Genomic DNA, 20,649 nt, shown 5'->3' with positions numbered 1-20,649 from the left:
GCCCATACCTCCTCCAAATCTATTGTCCTATATGCTTTAAACTGATATGATACGTAATAAGTTCATAATAACCTATTACTTTGATTATTCCTATATCTCACCCTTATAATACATCAAGAACAGGTCCGTCATTCCCAAAGAACTGTATTAATTCATTTTTTTTGCTTTGCGGTTATTGACATGATTAAACTAAACCTAACCGCAACAACTCCTAAAAGCTCTTACTGATTATTGCTATGAGAAAATGTTACTTACTCATTAACCTAACCTTGTGTTGTCTTATACACATATCTATTGCCTTTGGGCAAGCAGGCAAAAAGTTTTACCAGCACAGGAAGTTTTGGGTAACTATCAACGAAGGGATATGGGTGGGTCTACAAGCAAGTCGTCAGCAGATCAGGGACTATAATATGACATATACTGCTCCGGCGATTCATGCCCGCATTTCCATGTTTCAATTCTTTATATATATCGACATAGGTACTGCCTACCGATTTAATGGTCCCTTATTATATAAAACACCTGCAGACACAGAATATAATAGTGTTCCGTTCCCCTATAAAGGCAGTTTGTTTAATGCAGGCATGGGGTATTACCTCAAACACTTTTTTCTTAACAAAGGTTCGTACTCGCTGTCACTCGGTGTTGAATATAGCAGGTTGTTTGTGCGTGATATTTCGGTGAGCAGGCTGGCTGACATAGATAATAACGGACAAAGCCTGGTAGTTCGCAAGTATGAAGGCAATGGCGGCGAGATAAGGCCAGCTATTAACCTTGACAGATATTGCTGGATAATGAACAAACAATTTGCCTTTCAACTGAGTTATTCCTACCCGGTTCATCGATTTACAATCGACAATGTTTCTAATTACGAACGGAATTATTATTTCTATACGTCAGGCGGCCATTCACTTACTTTACGTCTTGGTTACAATTTTGCTCCAAGTGTAAAGTATAACCCCACTAAAATGGCTAAGCTATGAAAAGATGGTTTTTCATAAGCATCGCATTTATGTCTGTGCTCCTTTGTCAGGGACAACAAGTTAAGATGAGGTCATGGGGCGTGGAAATATCGCCGGCAAAATATTATAAGGTAACCTATCAACCTTCCGACATCTATTTTCCTGCCCTCGGTACGGTAGCTATCGTTAATAACACCAATAGATTTATGTTCCGGAGCAACGTCGACCTGTTTTTTTTAACCATAAAAAAAAGAACTATGATCGAGTATGGCCTGGGCCTCCAATCGGAAGAGTATAATATGAATGAGGACGCCATCGGACAGGCCTATTACTTTTCTCAGCAAGCCATCATGGTGAGTAACTATTCATTAAGACCGCATGTTCATATCGGCTATATTGTATCCGACAATCGATCAGTTCATATTCTTGTGAAAGCAGGCTTGTTTTACAGCCTTATTACATTTAAGCAAGACTATAATTATTTTAACAAGTTGTTGAAAGCTACTTTTCGTGATGAAATAATTGTAAACTTATTAGGTGAACCAGTATTAGTTGATTTACATGATAGATTTTATTTTCTAAAAACTACTTTTTCTTGCGGCATTCAATTCAGGAGGCATCGTGTACTGTTAGATATACTATACGATTTTCAGAACCGCAACCTCGAAATTTTTCGATCTGACAAGCCCATACTGATCAAGCAGTGTCAGCAATTTCGGTTGCAGTTAGGGTTTTTATTTGGTAATAAATATGTACAAAAATGAGGAAGAGCATTCGCTTACTGATAAACGTCGTAATTGTAGTGACTGGTTGTTCCAAACCACAAAACGACATACTGTCTGAAGTCGGGATTGTGCAAGGCAGTAGCTCCCTTATTTCATATACCAATAACTCATGCGTTTTAAAGCTGACCTATGCCATTAATGGCAATGTAAACGATGGTAATCTATTACCTACACATTTATTTCATTTCAATCATGTTGGTCTTATCGAGGGCGCAAGGGATATCGATCTGGTTACTTGCGAAGTTGTGGAAACAAAATTGCTCAATAAACCATTATTACCGGCGTCCATTTTCTTATTGATGGATAAATCAATCCTTTCAATCACAGAAAGTTTTAATCTCGATCAGTTACTTCCATTTAAAGAAGCCTTTTTCCAAAACCTGAGTGAAAATATTGGAAAATTTGAAGTTAATTTTGGCATTTGCGCGGTCGGTAACCCGAAAGTGCCTGTTTACAGGACCATGTTTAGTAAGTTCCAGGAAGACCATCAAAAACTGCAATCTGATTCGCTGGCACCAGTATTCGATATCAAAACAAATGGTGGTTCAAGTAACCTGGTACAGTCAATCGATACCACCCTCTCTTACATCAACAGCCATGCCCGCTATGCCAACAGGATCTTGTTCGTTTATACCGATTACCTATCCGGCGTGCCCGACACTGCTGTTTTAACCCCGCTTGTCAGTAAGGCAAAGAGTAGCAATACACATATTGTGTTGTACAATACTATGGCACCCGATCGTGTATTGTATTCGCACCGACGTTATGTAAATGGGTCAGATGGGTTCCAGTTCACTAGCCTATCTGGTGGGTTAGTATGGAGCGCTACCTATCGAAACATGAATACCTTATTCGGAATATTTAATGGAAAACCGATGTATGAAACAACCATGCGACTAGTAAGTGGAAAGGATTTTTTTGCCACGAACAAATATGGGTTGTTGTTCATGAGTGTCGAACTTTTTAACCATGCCTTTATTGGAATTACCCCGTTGTATGAAAGGTAACTATTTATTATTATACTTTCTTGTTTTGACGAACTATATATTGTATAGCCAGCAATTGAAAGTATACCTTCAAAAAGGGCATGAAAAGCCCATTACCGAATTGCAGTTCGATCAATCGGGCAGCAGGTTACTGAGTAAAGACAAAGGCAATACGTGGCTGCAGTGGGACTTCTTCGCGCACCAGGAAATTAACCGATATTTAAGCAGTCCCTCCTGGCAGCCTGCCGGGCCAGCTTCTACAGCCATTACTGCAACCCTTGGCAGGAAGAATAACAAAATCATTTGCAAAAAGAATGGTCATACTTTTTTTGTGGTACCTGCAGTGCTCTATGGGTTTGAAGAAGTAGTAGTGAATGCAGATGAAAGTTTTATCGCGTACCGTACTGAGATAGACAAAATACTTTTTTTGCGGCCTATTAATAACATGAGGGAACTTCGCATCATTGATTTACCGGTTAAAGCAAGTGCATTGTCCTTTCATCCTGTGTTGCCCTATTTATTGCTGGCAGGTATGGAGGACGGAAGCATTGGTGTTTATGACATTCAGCAAGGTAAGCTGGTATTTCAGCTCAGTTCAGCCCTATTTAACACGAATAATATACAGGCCGATAACTTGCTTGGAAAAACGGTAATCATTTCGCAGGACGCCTGGTTTGTAAAAGAAAATCGTCATTACGATAAGCTGGATTTTACCAGATTTAAATGGAAGAAAGACGCTTATGCACTCACGCCTATTCTGAAAGATTCGCAGGCATCTAATTTTTACTTCTGGAATAATTACCGGGTTTATCATAAAGACACAAGTAAGGCTGGTGTTGCACGTTACATGATGCGATTGCAATTCAATAATCAGGTATGGGCACCTATTACCACTTACTTGGGTCATTTCATCATCATCCCAGATATCATCACAATGCTTTCCAACGCACCTTACCTCAAATGGGCTGTAGACTATGAACCTGATATCAAAACAACTTCAAATAACATCTGGATCAATAGAAATCAAACTATTGCTCAATACGATTTATCGCATAAACGTAGCCGCTCCTATATGGCATATGGCGATGGCCATCCCTTATATACAGTAAACGACAATTTCCTCGCCATCTGGCGCGCCCCTTTTTATCTAACCATTTACAACCTGCATGGAAAGAGAAAAAAGAAAGTGGGTTACACAGAAAAAGTAACCTCAATCATGTTACTGGGGCAAACTGATTCCCTGATACTGCAAACCCATAACGAATTTAGGATCATTAAACTGGCGGCAGACTTAGAATCGAAAGTAAAGGTATCGGGCAGATTCGTGAATTATTTCAAGGACCAGGTTTTTTACGAAAGCGGGGGTAAACTATTATGCTACGGCAATAACTCTTTTCAACCTATTGCGTTGCCACAAGGCCTGGTATTGAAATCAGTTATCTCCTCGGAAAAATCCGGCCAGCGATTCTACGATCTCTATTTTAATTTCGGCACTATCCTGCGTGCCGATTCAAACGGCAAAATCATTGGCCATGTTTATTTATACAAAGGAGGTGATTATCTGGTAGTTTTACCTAATAATTATTTCTATGCTTCGTCGAAAAAAATGTTGCAGAACATCACTATCAATGACGACGCAAAAGGCAGCTATTCATTAGGCCAGTTGGAGCTGTATTACAACCGCCCCGACCTGGTGTTAGAACAAATGGGCAGTACCGATACCAATCGATTAGAGTTGTACAGGATCGCTTATCTGAAAAACCTGGATCGTAATAAAGCGATGCAGGACGATTTTGTGAAGGCACAATTTCCAACAGCCCAGATCACTAACTGGAATAAGAATTACTATACAAAGGATTCCTTTTTTCTTTGCCAACTGTACTATGAATCTACCGGCTCGGTATTACAATCTGTTAATGTAACTGTAAACAACAATCCTTTATGGGGAACTAACGGTATTGACATCTCCGCCAGAAAAGTAACGAAATTTGATACCCTGTTAAAAGTTTTACTTAAAAGTGGAGATAATTACATACGTCCGGTTTGTAAAGATGAATCCTTATTGAAGAACAAAACCACTACATATTTCATTAAGTCAGATTATGCAGTAACACCTACCATACATTACCTGGGTATCGGTGTAAACGAATATGCCGAACCAGAGCATAACCTTACTTATGCCACTTCAGACGTATCGCAACTCGGAAAATCATTCAAAAACATTTGGGGTAATAACTGTATTGCAGATTCATTAAGGAATCGGGAGGTTACCAAAGAAGCTGTTATGCAGAAGTTGCAAGGATTACAACATTGTGGCGTAAACGACTTGGTGATCATTTCTTTCAGTGGACATGGATTGTTGAATGCACAGCTAGATCTTTTCCTGGGCACACATGCTGTGAAATTTAGCGACCCCACCCAAAATGGCTTATCGTATGCTGAACTGGAGCAAGCGTTGGAAAAAATACCTGCTCACCGTAAAATATTATTCCTGGATGCCTGTAACAGCGGCAACATCGATAAAAAAGCCTATCTGCAAAAATTAAAGGACTCACTGGATAAGAACAATTCGGTGCTACCTGCTAAAATCATTGCCAGTAACCAGTTGCTAAAGAATGAAGATGAGGCTTACTATTTGATGAACAATATTTACTCCAACGTGCTGGAAGAGAATGGCGCCATTGTAATGTCCGCTGCGCGTGGCAACCAGTTTGCCAGGGAAGGCAATAAATGGGGCAGTGGTATATTAACCTGGTGCATTAAAGAAGGTGTGATCGATAAAAAAGCGGATGCGGACGAAAACGGACATGTTTCCATATCAGAGCTAAAGTCATTTTTAAACAAAGAAGTATACAAACAATCGAATGGTCATCAAGTGCCAGTATTTAGGCGCGACAATGATGAATTTGACTGGGATATTCATTGAACACAAACCAACATCTGAAAATCTAAATAATAACATATGTGTACTATTCACTTTTTTTTTATTGTAGCTAGTGTTTCTATTTTTTCCTGCAGCACTAAAATTATAAAGCCACTTGATAAAGAGTGGACACTGAATGAAGCACCCAATGCCCTGGATGTTGTAGGTGTGATTTTCGCCATTGATTCGGATGGCAAGTACAAAAGTATCCCGGGTGGTATTTTGGATCTTAAGACCCTAACAAGCCCGGTTGCCATTCCCGAAAGAACAAAAACAAAAAATGTGTCTTTGAACGTGCTGGCTAATTTCCTTGCTATAAAGAACATCGACTCTACCGCCTCAGTAAGCTTCTACGATTCCAACCGCGTAAATGCATCATTCGAGGTGAATAATGGACAATTAACACGTATCAATGATGATATCCTCGGTGCATTCAACAAAAAGAAAGGATTGATAGAAAGTAATATTGCCGTATTAGGGCTCGAACAATCACGTCTATACATTATTCTAGAAACCGTGCAAAGCTCCAATGTAAACATCATACTTAACAAAAGCAATAAATGGGGTGCCGAAATGAATGCAAAAGTGAAAGAAATGATTAAAGCAAATACAAGGGGAAAAGGAAGTACTACCAACAATGTTTCCCTGGTGTACAATAGCGGCGCTCCTGTAACGGTATTTTATAAATTAAATGCCATCAACGTATTCAAAATTAAGGACAAATCAGATGGAAAGGATAAGTATGAAATAGAATTGGGCCAACCAGTCCATGCAGATGTTGTTACTAAAAGACGATGATTCACGGTTATCCGTCAGCTTCTATAGTTATTTATTAAGAATTGCGATGCAGAAAATTTTGTTTTTCTATGCATTAAAATCATATTTTTTACGACGAGGTCTTGACAAAAGGGCTGTTGCTTCTTTGTCATTGTTTTTAAATACTTCCTTTACGGGGTCCCAATATATTTTACGTTTCAGCTTTATGGCAATCTGGTGCAGCAAACACGCACTGCATGAGCGATGGCCTACTTCAACTGGCGCAACCGGCTCTTTCCTGGTTTTAATACAATCGAGCCAGTTAGCGTGTTGCTCAGTGCTTTCATACAAATGAATTTCATTCGGCCCAATAACTGACTGTAACAATGTTGAATTGCTTGCATCAAGCGGCTTGATGCCATTACTGTTGGCAACAGGGTCGCTATCAGTAACACTGTATTTGCCGCGGGTTACCCAGATCCATCCATCAGTGCCGATAAATTTTACCCCATTGGGCAATTCATTGGAAACAATCATATGAACACCATTAGCATACATAGCTTCGGTCCTGAAGATGCCATGTACATCCCAAAGTCCTTTATAATTTGGTTCATCGGTTGGAAACTTTGCAGTTCCCCATACTTCAATTGGTCCGCTATGATCCATACCCATAGCCCAATGCGCAGTATCCATATGATGTGTTCCCCAGCCGGTGATCATGCCGGCGCCAAACTGCTCACAGCGCAACCATCCTGGGCGGCTTACAATTCCTTTTGGCGTTGCATCCTGTGAATGCACACGGTCTTCGGTATAATAAATTTCTGGCGTAGTGCCCAACCAGGCATCATAATTCAGGTTGGCAGGAACAGGCATTTGCGTTGGATTACCACCACCGGGATCACCAGGCAAGCCCACTTCAATTATTTTCAACTGGCCAATTCTTCCATTGCGAACGAGCTCACATGCTTTTTTAAATTGGGGCCAGGGAGCAATTGATCTTTGCTGGCTTCCCATTTGCAAAATGCGTCCGTTCTTTTTCACTTCATTCGAAAGTATTCTCCCCTCTTCAATAGTTAGTGACGCAGGCTTTTGCAGGTAAACATCTTTGCCTGCCCGTACTGCGTGCACACCCACAATGGCATGCTGGTGATCGGGCAAACTGATGTGAACGGCATCGATATCTTTATTTAATAAAAGTTCTTTGTAATCGTAATAAACTTTAATGTCCCAATCGCCGGCCAGTCCCCCATTTTCTTTTATTGCTTTGGTGTAATTATTTTTAACTGCCTGCGGACCATAATCAGCTCTTTTTTTATCAACATCGCAAACAGCAATGATCCTGGCGCCGGCATAGCGTGCAATTTCAGCCATGTCGTGCGTTATTGAAATTCTTCCGCAACCAATAGATGCAACATTAATGCGGTTGCTGGGCGCGTTCTTTCCAAACACGGATGCCGGAACAATCGTTGGAATGTTCAAAGCAAGGACAGTGCCCAATGAAGCTTTGCCGGTATCGGTTAAAAATTTCCGGCGGCTGGATGAAGGTTTTTGTTGCTTTTCCATTTTAATTTTTTTATGTAACTGGCTTACGCTTTATTAAAATTGAGTTGCTGCGCATGCTGCTGCGCTTTTAGCGCAAGCTCTGTTGTCAGGAAGCAATGATGTTGGGTCATGGCAGTTTCCGTTCTATTAATGACATCATCAACTAATTGTTTACCGTAGGGCAGTTCTACATTACTGCAATCGATATACTGCGTGTCTTTTTCGTTCACTATAAAAAGGTGGCTGCCGCCAGGCCTTCCCGCTATATCTATGTTTTTACGAACTTCAATGTAACCTTTAGTGCCAAGAATAGTAAGTCTTCCATCGCCCCATGTTTTTAATCCGTCTGGCGTAAACCAGTCTACCCGGATATACCCGGTACCGCCATTGCCCCTCAGCGTGATATCGCCAAAGTCTTCGAATGCGGGATATTGAGGATGCGCCACATTTCCAATCTGGGATAAGATGATCTCTGCCTTATCAGAATTGGTGAAGAAAAGAAACTGGTCGAACTGATGCGAGCCGATGTCGGTAATAATGCCGCCAAAATATTTTTTATCAAAAAACCATTGCGGGCGATCATTGGCATTCATGCGGTGTGGAGCAAGAATAACGGTTTGTATAACATTGCCAATGGCGCCTTGTTTCACCAGCTCACCAGCCTTAACGGTAGCTTTGTTCTCGAGCCGTTCGCTGTACATGATGGAATAGATGCGGTTTGTTTGCTTTTGGACCCGGCGCACCTCTGCCAATTGATCCAATGATATAATGCCAGGTTTATCACTCATATAATCTTTTCCATGCTGCATGGCACGAATGCCAATGCCTGCACGTTCAACAGGAATAGCGGCACTCAGAATAAGTTGAATGGACTTATCTTCCAGAATTTCATTTTCGCTGTTAGCCAGTTTTACCTGTGGATATCGCTTTTTGAATGCGGCGATCAATTCGGGTTCTTTTGCATAAAGCGATACCAATTCCCCCCCACCCCTGATAACCGCATTCACCTGCCCATAAATGTGAGCATGATTGATACCAATGACCGAAAATTTTATTCGCGGGTCACCCCACTGTTCCGCTGCAGTTTGGTCGGGTACCGAATGATATTTGCCTGCGGCAATTATATTTTCAGGAAGGCCGGCAAACAAACTCATTCCTGTTAATGTGGCTGCGTTTCTTAAAAACTTACGACGGTTAAAGTTTGGCTTAGGCATATCGTTATATTAGCTTTAAAAAAATTTATCCGTGCAATGCTATTGCTAATTTAATCAAATCGTTCCCAGCAAACTAAAATTGTTGTTATATTTAGTAGATGAATGCGATACTTCTAAGCACCGGATAACTATTTAATGAGCTTATAAAAATCAGCCCTATACATTTCCGAGATAGGAATTATCTTATTTTGAATTTTAATTCTGTCCTTCTCTACTGATTCTATCTTATTAACTGAGATCAAAAAAGATTTATGTACCCGGCAAAACTGGTTGCCCGGAAGTTTCGATTCCAACGTAGTGAATGTTTCGGAAGTCATAATTTTTTTATCATCCCTGCAATTAATTTTCCGGTAATCTCGAACGCCCTCTATAAACAGGATATCTTCCCAAAAGATCTTTATATGCTGGTAGCTTGATCTAACAAAGATGTATGGCTGCTGTATACCGGGCTGGTCAACCTTTAATTTATTTTGCACCCGCATTACCGCCTGAAGAAATCGTTCAAAAGGGAAAGGTTTTACCAAATAATCAGCTACTTCCAACTCAAATCCCTTTACTGCATACTCATCAAAAGCAGTTGTAATAATAACTTCAGGTCTTTGTTTTATAGATTCAAGGAACTGAATACCTGAAAGACCATCCATTTGAATATCGAGAAAAATAAGGTCAACTTTTCCGGTTTGCATAAAGACGATCGCTTCCAGCGCATTATCAAAAGCCCCGAGGATCTTGAGGAAAGGTAAATTTTGCGCATACTGTTTAATACGCAACATAGCCAATGGCTCGTCTTCAATGATGATGTAGTTAATGTCCATCCAATTTTATTACAGCAGTAACATTAAAAATATTTTCGCGCTGGTTTATTTCCAATTCATACTGGTCCTTATATAACAGGTCTAACCTTTGCCTCAGTAAAGCGATCCCGACTCCACTATGCGCTTCTATAGACGATTTGGATTTATCATACCTATTTGTGCAGTTAAAATAGAGCTGCTTATCATCTATTGATATTCCCAGGGTAATGGCCCCATTCATTTTTTTGTTGCTGGCATGTTTAAATGCATTTTCAATGAATGGGATAAATAACATGGGGCCGATCATCAATTGGCCAGGGTCACCTGAGATCTTCAAATGTACATATTGTTTATTGGATGTTCTTATCTGTTGCAGTTCAACATACTTTCTTATGTAAGCGAGTTCTTTCGTAAGCGGGATCTTTTCCAGGGATGTTTCGTAAACAACAAAGCGGAGAATGTCTGACAGCTTTTGTAAATAAGAAGAAGCGGCTTTGGGATCTGTTTCGATCAGGATATCAATATTGTTGAGGGTATTGAATAAAAAATGCGGGTTAAGATGGGCTTTCAACAGGGACAGTTCCATCTGTAGATTCTTTTTTTCCAATTCCGTTTTTGTGTGCAGATCATTATACCAGGTAAAAAAGCCTTTGAAAATAGTGGCTATTATACCGTTAAGGAGTGCAAGGATGCTAAAAACAAGGAAGATATTTTGCGCCAGTTCCCATTGAATACTGGCTGTGATCATACTACGTGCATCCCGGCTAAGGAATAAGATGAACAAGGTGGGAATAAGCGCTGCAACAATAATTATCCCTGTTCCCCAACCTATAAAAGGAAGGAACTTTTTTTTGGCCAGGAAACTGGGCACCAGCAAAAAATAAAACGTAAAAAAGCTGCACATTCCATTAAAAATGTTCACAAGCCAAATGCTTATCGGATCATCATCCTTAAATATACCTCTCCCGGTCAGGAACAGGTAAATGAGCCAATAACCTATATTAAAAAGTAGTGGAGCAATTGATTTTTTCATCGTTCGGTATTCGAATTTATGAAAAGGCGAAGGACGGCCATCGCTTCATCAACATTGAGCAGGGCTCCACCGACGTTAGCCGTTACTGCGAAAATATAGCCGCTTTCGGGATAAAACAGCACAAAGGTCCTGCCGCCCTGTATGGCACCGCCATGATGAATATAGGTGACGCCGCTTTTTGTTTTATTGATACGCCAGGCTATGCCAACATTTGTGCTGGTTCCATTTTCCAGGCTTTGCGGAGTAAATAGCAGCTCAAGGGTCTTTTCATTCAATACCTTGTGATTAAGTAACCCTCTTATCATATGTACAAGATCATACGGCGTTGATAAAAATCCTCCTCCGGCCCATTTATAGCTATTGTTTACCAGCGCCGAATTCACCAGTTTTTTTCCGTCGTGATCATAAAATCTTACCCGGTAGGCAATAATGCTGTCATTAATATCAGCTGCTGTATGGGTCATGCCGAACGGAATAAAAATACTATCCTGCATATACGATAAAAAGGACATATGGGCAGCTCCTTCAATAACAGCGCTTAACAAAGAATAACCATATGTTGAGTATTCACTTTTGGTTCCTGGTTTAAATAGCAGCGTATCATTTTTAAAAATGGACAGGCCCTCCGTTACATTTTTATAATTCTTCGGCATGTCCAGGGGATCCCCTTTTCTGTAATGGCGAATGCCAGACAAATGTGCTGCCAGTTGTCGGCTGGTAACAGTATATTGCTTAACAGGGAAATCAGGCACATATCTTTGAACCGGCGCATCCAATTCCAGCTTTCCCTCCTGGTATAGCCTGCCTACAGCCAAAGACGTGAGTAATTTGGAGACAGACCCAATTCTGAATTTAGAATTAATAGACAATTTGGTCTTATTCTCTACATCTGCATATCCAAAAGCCTCCGCCCACAAGATCTTCTCTTTGTTGCCTACACAAACTGAAATTCCAGGCAGGTCCTGTTTTTCGCGTAAAGAGTCAATGTATTTCTCAGCCTCTTTAATAGCTGCGCTAAACGACTTATCCCTGATAATGTCGTTTGCCTGTTTACTTTGACCGAAAACAAGTTGGGTGAATAGCGATAAAATGATAGTTAGATTTTGTTTCATTGAATATGACGTATGAAATATTTATTGCAATTGAAATTAATGATGTTAATTCTGGTGCATTAAAATTCCTTACTCCAGCTCAATTCAAAAAATGACTTCTGCATATTATCACATCCGGGCTGCAAAATGCCGTTTTTGTTCCTTCAATAGTTAAGACCGGCTTCAAACTAATTTTGATTTAACCCGCCGATATTAATACTTGCTATAATAAATAAGCTCCCCGGCTTCCCCGGCTGCTGCCCCTTCACTGGGAATAAATAAGGTGACCAGCATTATATTTTGACCGTTCAATTGTGTTTTGGTGATCGTAGGGTTCGCAAAGGCAGTGCTTCCACCATCAGTCTTTATGGTAGTTGTATCGGCATTTCCGGTTTGATAGTCATACAGAAAAACGCGCCAGGAGCTCCAGTCGTTGGCAGTATATTGCCCTTCAATCAGACCAAAATTATATCCCAGGTAATTCGTATAGCCATCACGATCGCCAATATTGCCTTTGACGCCCCAATAGAGCATCGCATTATCAACATTAGACTGGGCGCTGGTGGTCCAGGAACTGAAATTCGTTAGTGTACCCCGGGCCTCGCGGTCGACGGTGCAGTTTGAATAAAAATGGTGGCCGATATCACAACGGGTTGAACTAGCGGAATATAGATTGGGCGTGCCTTCTGCGCAAGTTGAAAGGGTGCGTGGGCAGTCATAGCTTTTGGCAACAACACCAGCCTGAAGATTAGTCCAGTTACTGAAATACACTACCTTGATATGGTTATTGGGCTCCTGCTCCCAGGCCACCACAAATCCGCCATCCGATGCTACGGCTATGGTTGGTTGTGAGGCTTGTCCATTATTGGAGCCAGCCAGTTCCCGTACCCAGGTCCAATTTACCAGATCGGTAGACACAGCTAAATTAACTTTCAGTACCCCGTTGAAAACCGCATGCGATACACCGATAAACTGGCCGCTCACATATGGGTTAGCGATGATCTTGATACAGTCAAGGGTATGACCTGCATTATCGCGCGCAGCATACCTACGCATGGTAGCCCCTTTTACATTATTGATCAAAGCGCGAAGTTTTCCCCTTGCCACATCTGAAGGAGCGCCGGCCAACGCTTTCACAGCCGGTGTTGGCTCAGCAGCTAAAGCAGCATACCGCAGCGCCCCATTGATTTTTTTTGCACAAGCCAATGTCGTAATTAACAGGCAGGCTGCAACAGCAATAGTTAAAATAGGATAACGTTTCATACATAAGTGTTTATGGTTTAAAAAATGATATTTGTGCGCCAGCTAAAGGTACAATGGTCAATATATAAACTTAAATATTTGGTTGCTAAAGAAGTATAGCAGACTTTGAAACAAGCTACATACACAGTGGGCAACAATTCATTATTTGATGATTTTTTATTATATTGTAACGATTGTTGTGGCGACAGAAAAGAAACCGAACCTTTATGAAAACACGCATTGCTTTTGCGCTCATCGGGCTGTTGATTGCCTTTACATCTTCTGCTCAACCCCACCGGTTAGCAAACTACCGGCAATTGCTCAACGAAAAAGAAAAGATAAAAGGATTCGAGAAAGACACTGCATATATCAACCTGCTTGCTAAATTTTCTACCTGCTTTTACGAAATAAACCCAGACAGCCTGCTGTTCTATACGCAAAAAGTACATCGGTATGCTAACAACATCCATTATGAAAAGGGCGTACTGGAAAGCTTTTGCTCAATGGGTTATTACTATTCCCTGACTGGCAACTATGCACAGTCGTTATCTTATTACCAGCAGGCGCTGGCCCTGGCCGAAAAAATAAACGATAAAGAGGTTGAACTCAATATGCTCAGGAATATCGGAATGTATTACCTGAACACGGGAAAGGAAGCAGCAGCATCACAGCATTTTAACAAAGCGTACAAAATAGCCACGGACATAAATCATACTGTAGCAAAAGCCTACCTGCTGGTTGATAAGGCGGCCATCCCCCTCCTACACCATCAGCATGACCAGGCGCTGGCATTATACCGCGAGGCGCTGCGGGTTATCAATGATCCCGACGGATTTGTCGCCGCCTTTGTACGGGTAGACATAGGCAATGTATTGTGTGAAAAAAAACAGTACCAGGAAGCGATACCTTTATTCCGCACTTCGCTTGGTTATTACCTGCGAACCCATGATAACCTGGGCAGAATGAACACGATGGTTGCGTTGGCAAAAGCCTACCGCGGGCTTGAACAAACAGATACCGCCATTTCATATGCCATGACAAGTTTATCACTGGCAAAAGAAATAAAACATAAAGAAGGAATAAAAAGCGGATCTGAATGTTTGGCCGATCTGTATGAAAAAAAAGGAGACTACCGCAACAGCCTTACCTATTTCAAGTTATATAAGGTCTATTCAGATAGTATCTTCAACGACGATACCCGTAAAAAAACAGCTGACCTGGAGGCGAAGTTTATTTATGAGAAGAAGGAAGCATTATTAAAACAAAAGCAGGCCAACCAGGTGAGGATACTGCACTTCCAGATTGTAATAGTTTTTATTTCTGCATTACTGATGGGCGTGCTCATTATCTTTTTCCTTTTTCCCAGGTGGTTACGTCAGTTACCGTATTTCCGGGACCTTCCCCCGCAGGAAAAGTATGAAGAAAAAAAATTGACGTATTTGTGATGCATTGGGGTATTCCTTCACCTTATCGCAATTCGCTATATGTGCCAGGCGGGTATGATTTTTTAAGCGCTACCCGGAAAATAAGCACCCATGAACGTTATCCGGATCAGAGGCGCACGCGAAAACAATCTCAAAAATATATCCGTTGAGATCCCTAAAAATAAGATCACCGTTTTTACGGGAGTGTCCGGTTCAGGAAAGTCATCTCTTGTATTTGAAACTATTGGAGCCGAAGCACAACGACAGTTCAATGAAACATACGACAGCTACCTGCGAAGTCGAATGCCGCATTATGGACATCCGGAGGTTGATTCCATCCAAAATCTGAATGTAGCAATCATTATCAATCAGAAACGGTTAGGCGGTAATGCGAGATCGACAGTGGGAACCGTTACGGATATTTATACGTTGCTGCGTCTTTTGTTCTCGCGCATAGGTGAGCCGTTTGTCGGATATTCCATGGTCTTCTCCTTTAATAATCCAAAAGGTATGTGTCCAATGTGTGAAGGGCTGGGAACAGTTACAGACATCAACCTGGATGCGTTGATCGATAAGAACAAATCTTTGAACGAGGGAGCGATCCGGTTTCCTGCTTTTCAGCCGGGTGGGTGGCGATGGACACGGTATGTGAACTCCGGCTATTTTAATAACGACAAGAAGATCAAAAACTTTTCCAAGGATGAACTGCATATGTTGCTGTATGCCGAAGAGCATAAACCCAAAAATCCAACAAAGGCATGGGGCAAGACGATGTTGTATGAAGGCATCATTCCCCGAATCAAAAGCTTTTTAAAAAAGGAAACCAAAGAGTCTAAGCGAAAAGAAGAAGAGCTGCGTGAAATACTTTGCCGGCAAACATGTCCTGCATGTAAAGGAGCACGGCTAAATAAAGAAGTGCTTGGTTGTAAAGTTGATGGAAAGAACATTGCTGACTGCAGCGCTATGCAGGTCAGTCACCTCATCGAATTTCTGAAGGCTATTCGGAACAACCAGGTAAGATCTGTGCTGGATGAGTTGATCGCCAGACTCACACATTTGGAAAACATTGGTTTAAGTTACCTGTCACTAAACCGGGAAACGTCATCATTGTCTGGAGGAGAATCGCAGCGCATTAAAATGGTAAGGCATTTGGGAAGCAGCCTCACGGGGTTGCTTTATATTTTTGATGAACCTAGTATCGGTCTCCATCCTAATGATATTGCCCGGCTGATGGACATTATTCTGCAGCTTCGTGACAAGGGCAATACAGTACTTATTGTTGAACATGACCCCGATATTGTAAAAATTGCTGACCATGTTGTGGACATGGGACCTGGCGCCGGAAAAGAGGGCGGAAACATTGTTTACAGCGGAACGCTCAACGGATTGAAAAACGCAGATACGCTCACTGGAAAATTTTGGCGTATGCACCGGGCTTTAAATCATAAACCACGGCAAGCTAAAACTTTTTTAACGGTACGGAATGCCCGGCTGCACAATTTGAAAAATGTGACGGTGAAAATTCCCCGGCAGGTGATCACTGTAGTGACGGGTGTAGCGGGCTCGGGAAAAAGTTCACTGATCAACCAGGAATTGCCCCGGCAACATCCGCAGGCAAAGCTTATTGACCAGAAATTGTTGCGGGGCTCAAGGCGTTCGCATCTCGCTTCTTATACTGGTATCTTCGACGCACTTCGCCGAGTGTTCGCAAAAACAAACCACGTGAGTGCATCACTTTTCAGTACCAATGCTGAGGGTGCTTGTCCTCAATGCAAAGGCCTGGGTGTGATCAGGCTTGATCTCGCTTTTATGGAAGAGGTGGAGGAAACGTGTGACTTGTGTGAGGGCACAGGTTATCAAAAAAAAGTATTGGACTATACCTGGAATGGAAAAAATATTATTCAGGTGCTTAAGATGACTGTTGCCGAAGCCGGAAGTTTTTTTCAAGGGAGTGACAAAGAATTGTTGAATCGTATTCGGGAAATGGGACTTGGTTACATGACATTAGGACAACCACTTAGTACGTTTTCCGGAGGGGAACGGCAAAGGTTGAAGCTTGCGATGGAATTCGATGAGCAGGGCCAGCTATTTGTTTTTGACGAGCCGACAACAGGCCTTCACCCTTCGGATATCGAAAAACTGATGTCTACTTTTCACCGGCTTGCGGATCGCGGCAATACCGTCATCATTGTTGAACATAATCTGGATGTGATTGCGAAGGCAGATTGGATAATCGATCTGGGGCCTGGTGGAGGATCGGATGGTGGATGCATCGTCTTTGAAGGAGTGGCAAGAGACCTGATAAAACATGGTGAGTCGAAAACAGGTCATTATCTGGCGAAGTATATCACTGAACGAAAACCTGGCAAGATGGGACGGGAGAATTTGCAGGGAAAGTAGTTTTCTCAGAGGGTTAGTGATCATTTTATCACCTGCAACGCAATCATAGTGGTTATATCTTTTATATTTTTAGTTGAATATGGAAACTTATGCTAGGGTAAACTATTTTTTATCGGTTATATTTTATTTTTTCCGGAGATAACGTAAAAACGGTTGGCCATAATTACTTTTTGGGGGAGATGATTACTTTCTTGTAACAGATGATCGCTTTTCTGGCAGCGATAGTTGCTTTTTCTCCGGCTATAAATTATTTTTCTGAAGGATAATTACTTTTTCTGCGGTTATAGCTCATTTTTGTCAGAAATAAATACTTTGTCGCGGGTGATAGTACTTTCTCTCCAGTGATAGATCCAATACGGTTCATTATAAATTTTTTTTCCCGGTCATAGCTACTTTTTCCTCATTACTAAATTTATTTCGGGAGTTATAAGCATTTATTTGCCGGCACCAAACCTGTTTTTACTGCAACCAGGTATAAACTGCCTGTTATTTAACTTTTTAAGAGGAATTTACACTAATTATTATCTTTGAAATGTTTATAAAACTAAATGAAAAGTAACCTTCGAAAAATAAAAGTTAACGACGCGGAATACGTATACAACATCGCAACAACTTACGATTCGGGCGCAAATACAAACACACTAACAATAAGGATTTTCCTGGCCGGACATAAACAAACGCCATTAGTAATAGATTTTTTAACATTGGATGATTACTATATGGGCCAGCCGTTAAACGTAGGTGTACCCTTAACCGATACAAAAAATGATGAGCCTATATTGGTTAATCTCAACAAACCAAAATATATAAGGGAGTTTATATTACTTGGATTAAAAAATGGCTGGACAGGAACAAATAAACTAGCCATCCAAAATGGACTACAATATTTAACGGATCTCGGTTTTGATGTAAGCACAATACAACCTGAAGAGGTCCATAAATCAGTGGAGTTTTACGATTTACCCAAAGCCGAACGTTTACAACTTGTTGCCACTATACACAACAATATGCTCACCGGTTTGCAAACAGCCCAGTTGCAACAAATCACTGCTTACTTTGAAGATAAAGATACCTACATTAGAAAATCAGCTTACACCTCCGTCGGCAGAATATACATCAGTAACAACAATCTGCAACCAGTCATCATTCAAACGCTCGAAGCACTTTTAAAACACACCGATTTCAAAGTACGACAAACGGTCATTAATGCCGCCGGTGAAATTGGTAAGAAAGATTTCGGTGCTGTTCAACATTTTTTTGATAAAGGCTTATTCGATCCGCATCATTCACCACGTAATGCCGTAATTGGTTCTATTAAGAAAATGGGCGAAGTAAATCCAACGCCCGTGCTGCAATGGGCAAAAAAGTATTTACATCACGAAGACAAAGAGATCCGCCGGGAAATTTGCCATGGCATAGAGCTTCGTGGACGAAAATACCCGCAAGACATTCTGCCCCTGCTAAAGGAATTACAACACGACAAAACAGCCAGGGTAAGAAACACCCTGGTGCATGTGATCGGTCAAATTGCTTACAAAAAAGGGTGTCTCCAAACTGTAATAGCGCACCTTCAAACCTGGGATAATAAGCAATTGGTTGCAGATGCCCTGGCAGAAATCATTGATGTGCACGACCGGTACAAGAACTTTGCAGTGCTGACACAGGAGGAGGCGAAGGAGTATATTAGGGGGAATTATCCAGGTTGATGCTGAAAACAATAGCCGTTAGCAATACTTGTGTTGTGCTTACATCGCGTACCTTTTTTGGTAATTCCCTTACATTGCACAGTTATGCTTTTTCCCCTGGCTTTGTTTTCAGTAGAAGGTTTCAAGTGATTTATATCAGGCTTACAAAATTTACAAGGTTCCAATTGTAGTTCCAACGCTCTTTCCGGTGTTATTTTCTCCGACACATTTTTTACCATATGGCAACTGCCAAGGTGATACTTCTTTCCATATGGGGTTTTATAAATGGATTGGCTATTTGCTATAACAGTGATTAGCAATAACAATGATAACGCTACATAAAATTTCAGGAGCCTGGACATTTGATAAAATAATAAAAAAAGGCGGCCTATGCAATATCAAGATTGCATTTAGTTAAGAATTTAACTGGGATCAATAAATTTTAGGTTTACTAACGGCTGATGCGTGACCAATCACTGAATGAAAATAACAAAGTCAATTTCCTCTAAAAATGAATTTTAATTAACACTGACTTTTTCGCCATCATAATTTGCTACAGTCTGCTGGAGCAGTTCAGCATATTTGAAAATATCATCAACGGTAAGAATTTCATTTCTTGTTTCTTTCTTTTGTTCATCGAAAGTGCCAATATATCTTTTAGAACCGTTTAAATATAATCTACAGATAGTTTTTCGATTATTATCATCCAACAATATAGCAAAGTATGATTGAGCGTCTCTAAAAGCAATTCTGTTTGCTTTAATTTTTTGCCTAAGAATTGTCTTGACAATCATAAATCCTTCTTTTTCCTCTTCAGTCGTTTCGATCTTCACATCCTTTACTTCTGGTTGTACATTGGCAGTCTCTGTTTCTGGAATTTTCTGATCATCATTTTCTTTTTTAAGCGCGGATTTAAGCCTTTCTGTTATCAAGTCATTAATGTATTGTTGAATTGATTTTTTAGTCAACCCAATAAACTGATCCATCAGTTTGGCAGTTAAAACACCCTGATAAATTTGCTTCGCAAAGTGTCTGACAAGGCCTTCTGTTGGACTTTGGAATTCAATATTTATAAGGGTTTTTAGTTCATTCATATACTTGAGTTCACTGGCTGTATTTTGAATATTACCAACATCAAAATAAGATTTATGGAACTTCTTTAATTCCTCAATTTGATTGTCTTTAATATCAGTAACATTGAACTCAAAAAATGGCTTTTCATCCATTTTATTTGGCTCTATCAAGTCAGTATAAAATCTGTAAATAATGCCATTCGACAAAAGCCCAAACTTAGCTGTAGTAGTATGAAAATATCGGAATAGCTGTGAGTTATGAGGATCCAGACTTTCACCCCAATGTTTACACTCAATTAATATACATGGCTCTCCTTCCCGCATAATGGCGTAATCAACTTTTTCACCTTTTTTAATGCCAATATCAGCAACAAACTCTGGCATAACTTCAAAAGGATTAAATACATCATACCCTAATGCTTTAATAAAAGGCATTATGAAGGCATTTTTTGTGGCTTCCTCTGTTTGAATTTGATCTTTGAGTTTCTCTACTCTGTCACCAAACAGTTTTATTTCATCTTTAAAATCCATAATGGGTAAATTTAAGGTTGTGGGATTTCGAGATTACAAAGATTTCAGATAATAAAATCAGGTGTTTTTCACGTATTTTATTTGACCTTTTTTTACAAGTCAAGGCAATTATTGTCAACGCTCGACGAATATTTTAACTACAATCAGCAATGGAGACACGAGCCTGTTGCTGAGCAACGAATTCGATGTTAAGGTGAAGGCGGCATCA

Annotated in this window: 16 protein-coding genes; 8 read left to right on the top strand and 8 right to left on the bottom strand. The window is 40.6% G+C overall.

The genetic code is table 11. The features are described 5' to 3' along the window. Positions 1–410 precede the first annotated feature (410 nt). From FAM09_RS23310 to FAM09_RS23290, 5 genes are read left to right on the top strand one after another with little or no spacing between them, the layout of a single operon-like run. On the top strand, positions 411–983 hold the full coding sequence (locus tag FAM09_RS23310) for a hypothetical protein (protein WP_136579567.1): 573 nt from the start codon (positions 411–413) through the stop codon (positions 981–983). Further along, entirely contained in the window at positions 980–1,726 is a 747-nt protein-coding gene (locus tag FAM09_RS23305; RefSeq protein WP_136579566.1) for a hypothetical protein, read from the top strand. Before FAM09_RS23310 ends, FAM09_RS23305 begins: the two co-directional genes overlap by 4 nt. Next, positions 1,723–2,754 carry a hypothetical protein gene (locus FAM09_RS23300; protein ID WP_136579565.1) on the top strand — a complete coding sequence of 344 codons (1,032 nt, stop codon included), beginning with the start codon at positions 1,723–1,725 and terminating at the stop codon, positions 2,752–2,754. Before FAM09_RS23305 ends, FAM09_RS23300 begins: the two co-directional genes overlap by 4 nt. After that, positions 2,744–5,659: a caspase family protein gene (locus FAM09_RS23295; protein WP_166437254.1), complete on the top strand. Its 2,916-nt coding sequence runs from the start codon at positions 2,744–2,746 to the stop codon at positions 5,657–5,659. The genes FAM09_RS23300 and FAM09_RS23295 overlap by 11 nt, the downstream gene beginning before the upstream one ends. A 36-nt stretch (positions 5,660–5,695) precedes the next feature. Then, on the top strand, positions 5,696–6,454 hold the full coding sequence (locus tag FAM09_RS23290) for a hypothetical protein (RefSeq protein ID WP_136579563.1): 759 nt from the start codon (positions 5,696–5,698) through the stop codon (positions 6,452–6,454). A 66-nt stretch (positions 6,455–6,520) separates the two neighbouring features. Here FAM09_RS23290 and FAM09_RS23285 read toward each other — a convergent pair whose 3' ends face one another. The 6 genes from FAM09_RS23285 to FAM09_RS23260 all read right to left on the bottom strand — a co-directional run bounded on the left by FAM09_RS23285 (position 6,521) and on the right by FAM09_RS23260 (position 13,349). Then, positions 6,521–7,975, bottom strand: a complete 1,455-nt coding sequence (locus FAM09_RS23285; protein ID WP_136579562.1) for a Gfo/Idh/MocA family protein — start codon at positions 7,973–7,975, stop codon at positions 6,521–6,523. Positions 7,976–7,998: 23 nt separating this feature from the next. Continuing rightward, on the bottom strand, positions 7,999–9,168 hold the full coding sequence (locus tag FAM09_RS23280) for a Gfo/Idh/MocA family protein (RefSeq protein ID WP_136579561.1): 1,170 nt from the start codon (positions 9,166–9,168) through the stop codon (positions 7,999–8,001). Positions 9,169–9,296: 128 nt separating this feature from the next. Continuing rightward, positions 9,297–9,983 (bottom strand): LytR/AlgR family response regulator transcription factor, encoded by a 687-nt coding sequence (locus FAM09_RS23275; RefSeq protein WP_136579560.1) that lies wholly within the window; start codon positions 9,981–9,983, stop codon positions 9,297–9,299. After that, the gene (locus FAM09_RS23270) at positions 9,973–10,995 is read right to left on the bottom strand and encodes a sensor histidine kinase (protein ID WP_136579559.1); all 1,023 of its coding nucleotides are present in this window, start codon (positions 10,993–10,995) and stop codon (positions 9,973–9,975) included. The genes FAM09_RS23275 and FAM09_RS23270 overlap by 11 nt, the downstream gene beginning before the upstream one ends. Continuing rightward, on the bottom strand, positions 10,992–12,107 hold the full coding sequence (locus FAM09_RS23265) for a serine hydrolase domain-containing protein (RefSeq protein WP_136579558.1): 1,116 nt from the start codon (positions 12,105–12,107) through the stop codon (positions 10,992–10,994). The genes FAM09_RS23270 and FAM09_RS23265 overlap by 4 nt, the downstream gene beginning before the upstream one ends. Before the next feature lie 192 nt (positions 12,108–12,299). Further along, positions 12,300–13,349 carry a hypothetical protein gene (locus tag FAM09_RS23260; protein ID WP_208025641.1) on the bottom strand — a complete coding sequence of 350 codons (1,050 nt, stop codon included), beginning with the start codon at positions 13,347–13,349 and terminating at the stop codon, positions 12,300–12,302. A 206-nt stretch (positions 13,350–13,555) separates the two neighbouring features. Here FAM09_RS23260 and FAM09_RS23255 point away from each other — a divergent pair, with 206 nt between their 5' ends. The 3 genes from FAM09_RS23255 (at position 13,556) to FAM09_RS23245 (ending at position 18,858) form a co-directional block, all read left to right on the top strand. Then, positions 13,556–14,773 carry a tetratricopeptide repeat protein gene (locus tag FAM09_RS23255; protein ID WP_136579557.1) on the top strand — a complete coding sequence of 406 codons (1,218 nt, stop codon included), beginning with the start codon at positions 13,556–13,558 and terminating at the stop codon, positions 14,771–14,773. Between the two features lie 90 nt (positions 14,774–14,863). After that, positions 14,864–17,152: an ATP-binding cassette domain-containing protein gene (locus FAM09_RS23250; RefSeq protein ID WP_136579556.1), complete on the top strand. Its 2,289-nt coding sequence runs from the start codon at positions 14,864–14,866 to the stop codon at positions 17,150–17,152. A 548-nt stretch (positions 17,153–17,700) separates the two neighbouring features. Next, complete coding sequence (locus FAM09_RS23245) at positions 17,701–18,858, top strand: HEAT repeat domain-containing protein (RefSeq protein ID WP_243751761.1); 1,158 nt, start codon at positions 17,701–17,703, stop codon at positions 18,856–18,858. Here FAM09_RS23245 and FAM09_RS31610 read toward each other — a convergent pair. After that, on the bottom strand, positions 18,846–19,076 hold the full coding sequence (locus FAM09_RS31610) for a DUF5763 domain-containing protein (RefSeq protein WP_394347826.1): 231 nt from the start codon (positions 19,074–19,076) through the stop codon (positions 18,846–18,848). The two genes, FAM09_RS23245 and FAM09_RS31610, sit on opposite strands and share 13 nt — an antisense overlap. 279 nt (positions 19,077–19,355) lie before the next feature. Then, positions 19,356–20,441: a type I restriction endonuclease gene (locus tag FAM09_RS23240; protein WP_136579555.1), complete on the bottom strand. Its 1,086-nt coding sequence runs from the start codon at positions 20,439–20,441 to the stop codon at positions 19,356–19,358. Positions 20,442–20,649: the final 208 nt, after the last annotated feature.

Source organism: Niastella caeni, from assembly GCF_004834005.1.
Lineage (GTDB): Bacteria > Bacteroidota > Bacteroidia > Chitinophagales > Chitinophagaceae > Niastella > Niastella caeni.
This window is presented reverse-complemented; position numbering and strand designations above follow the sequence as displayed.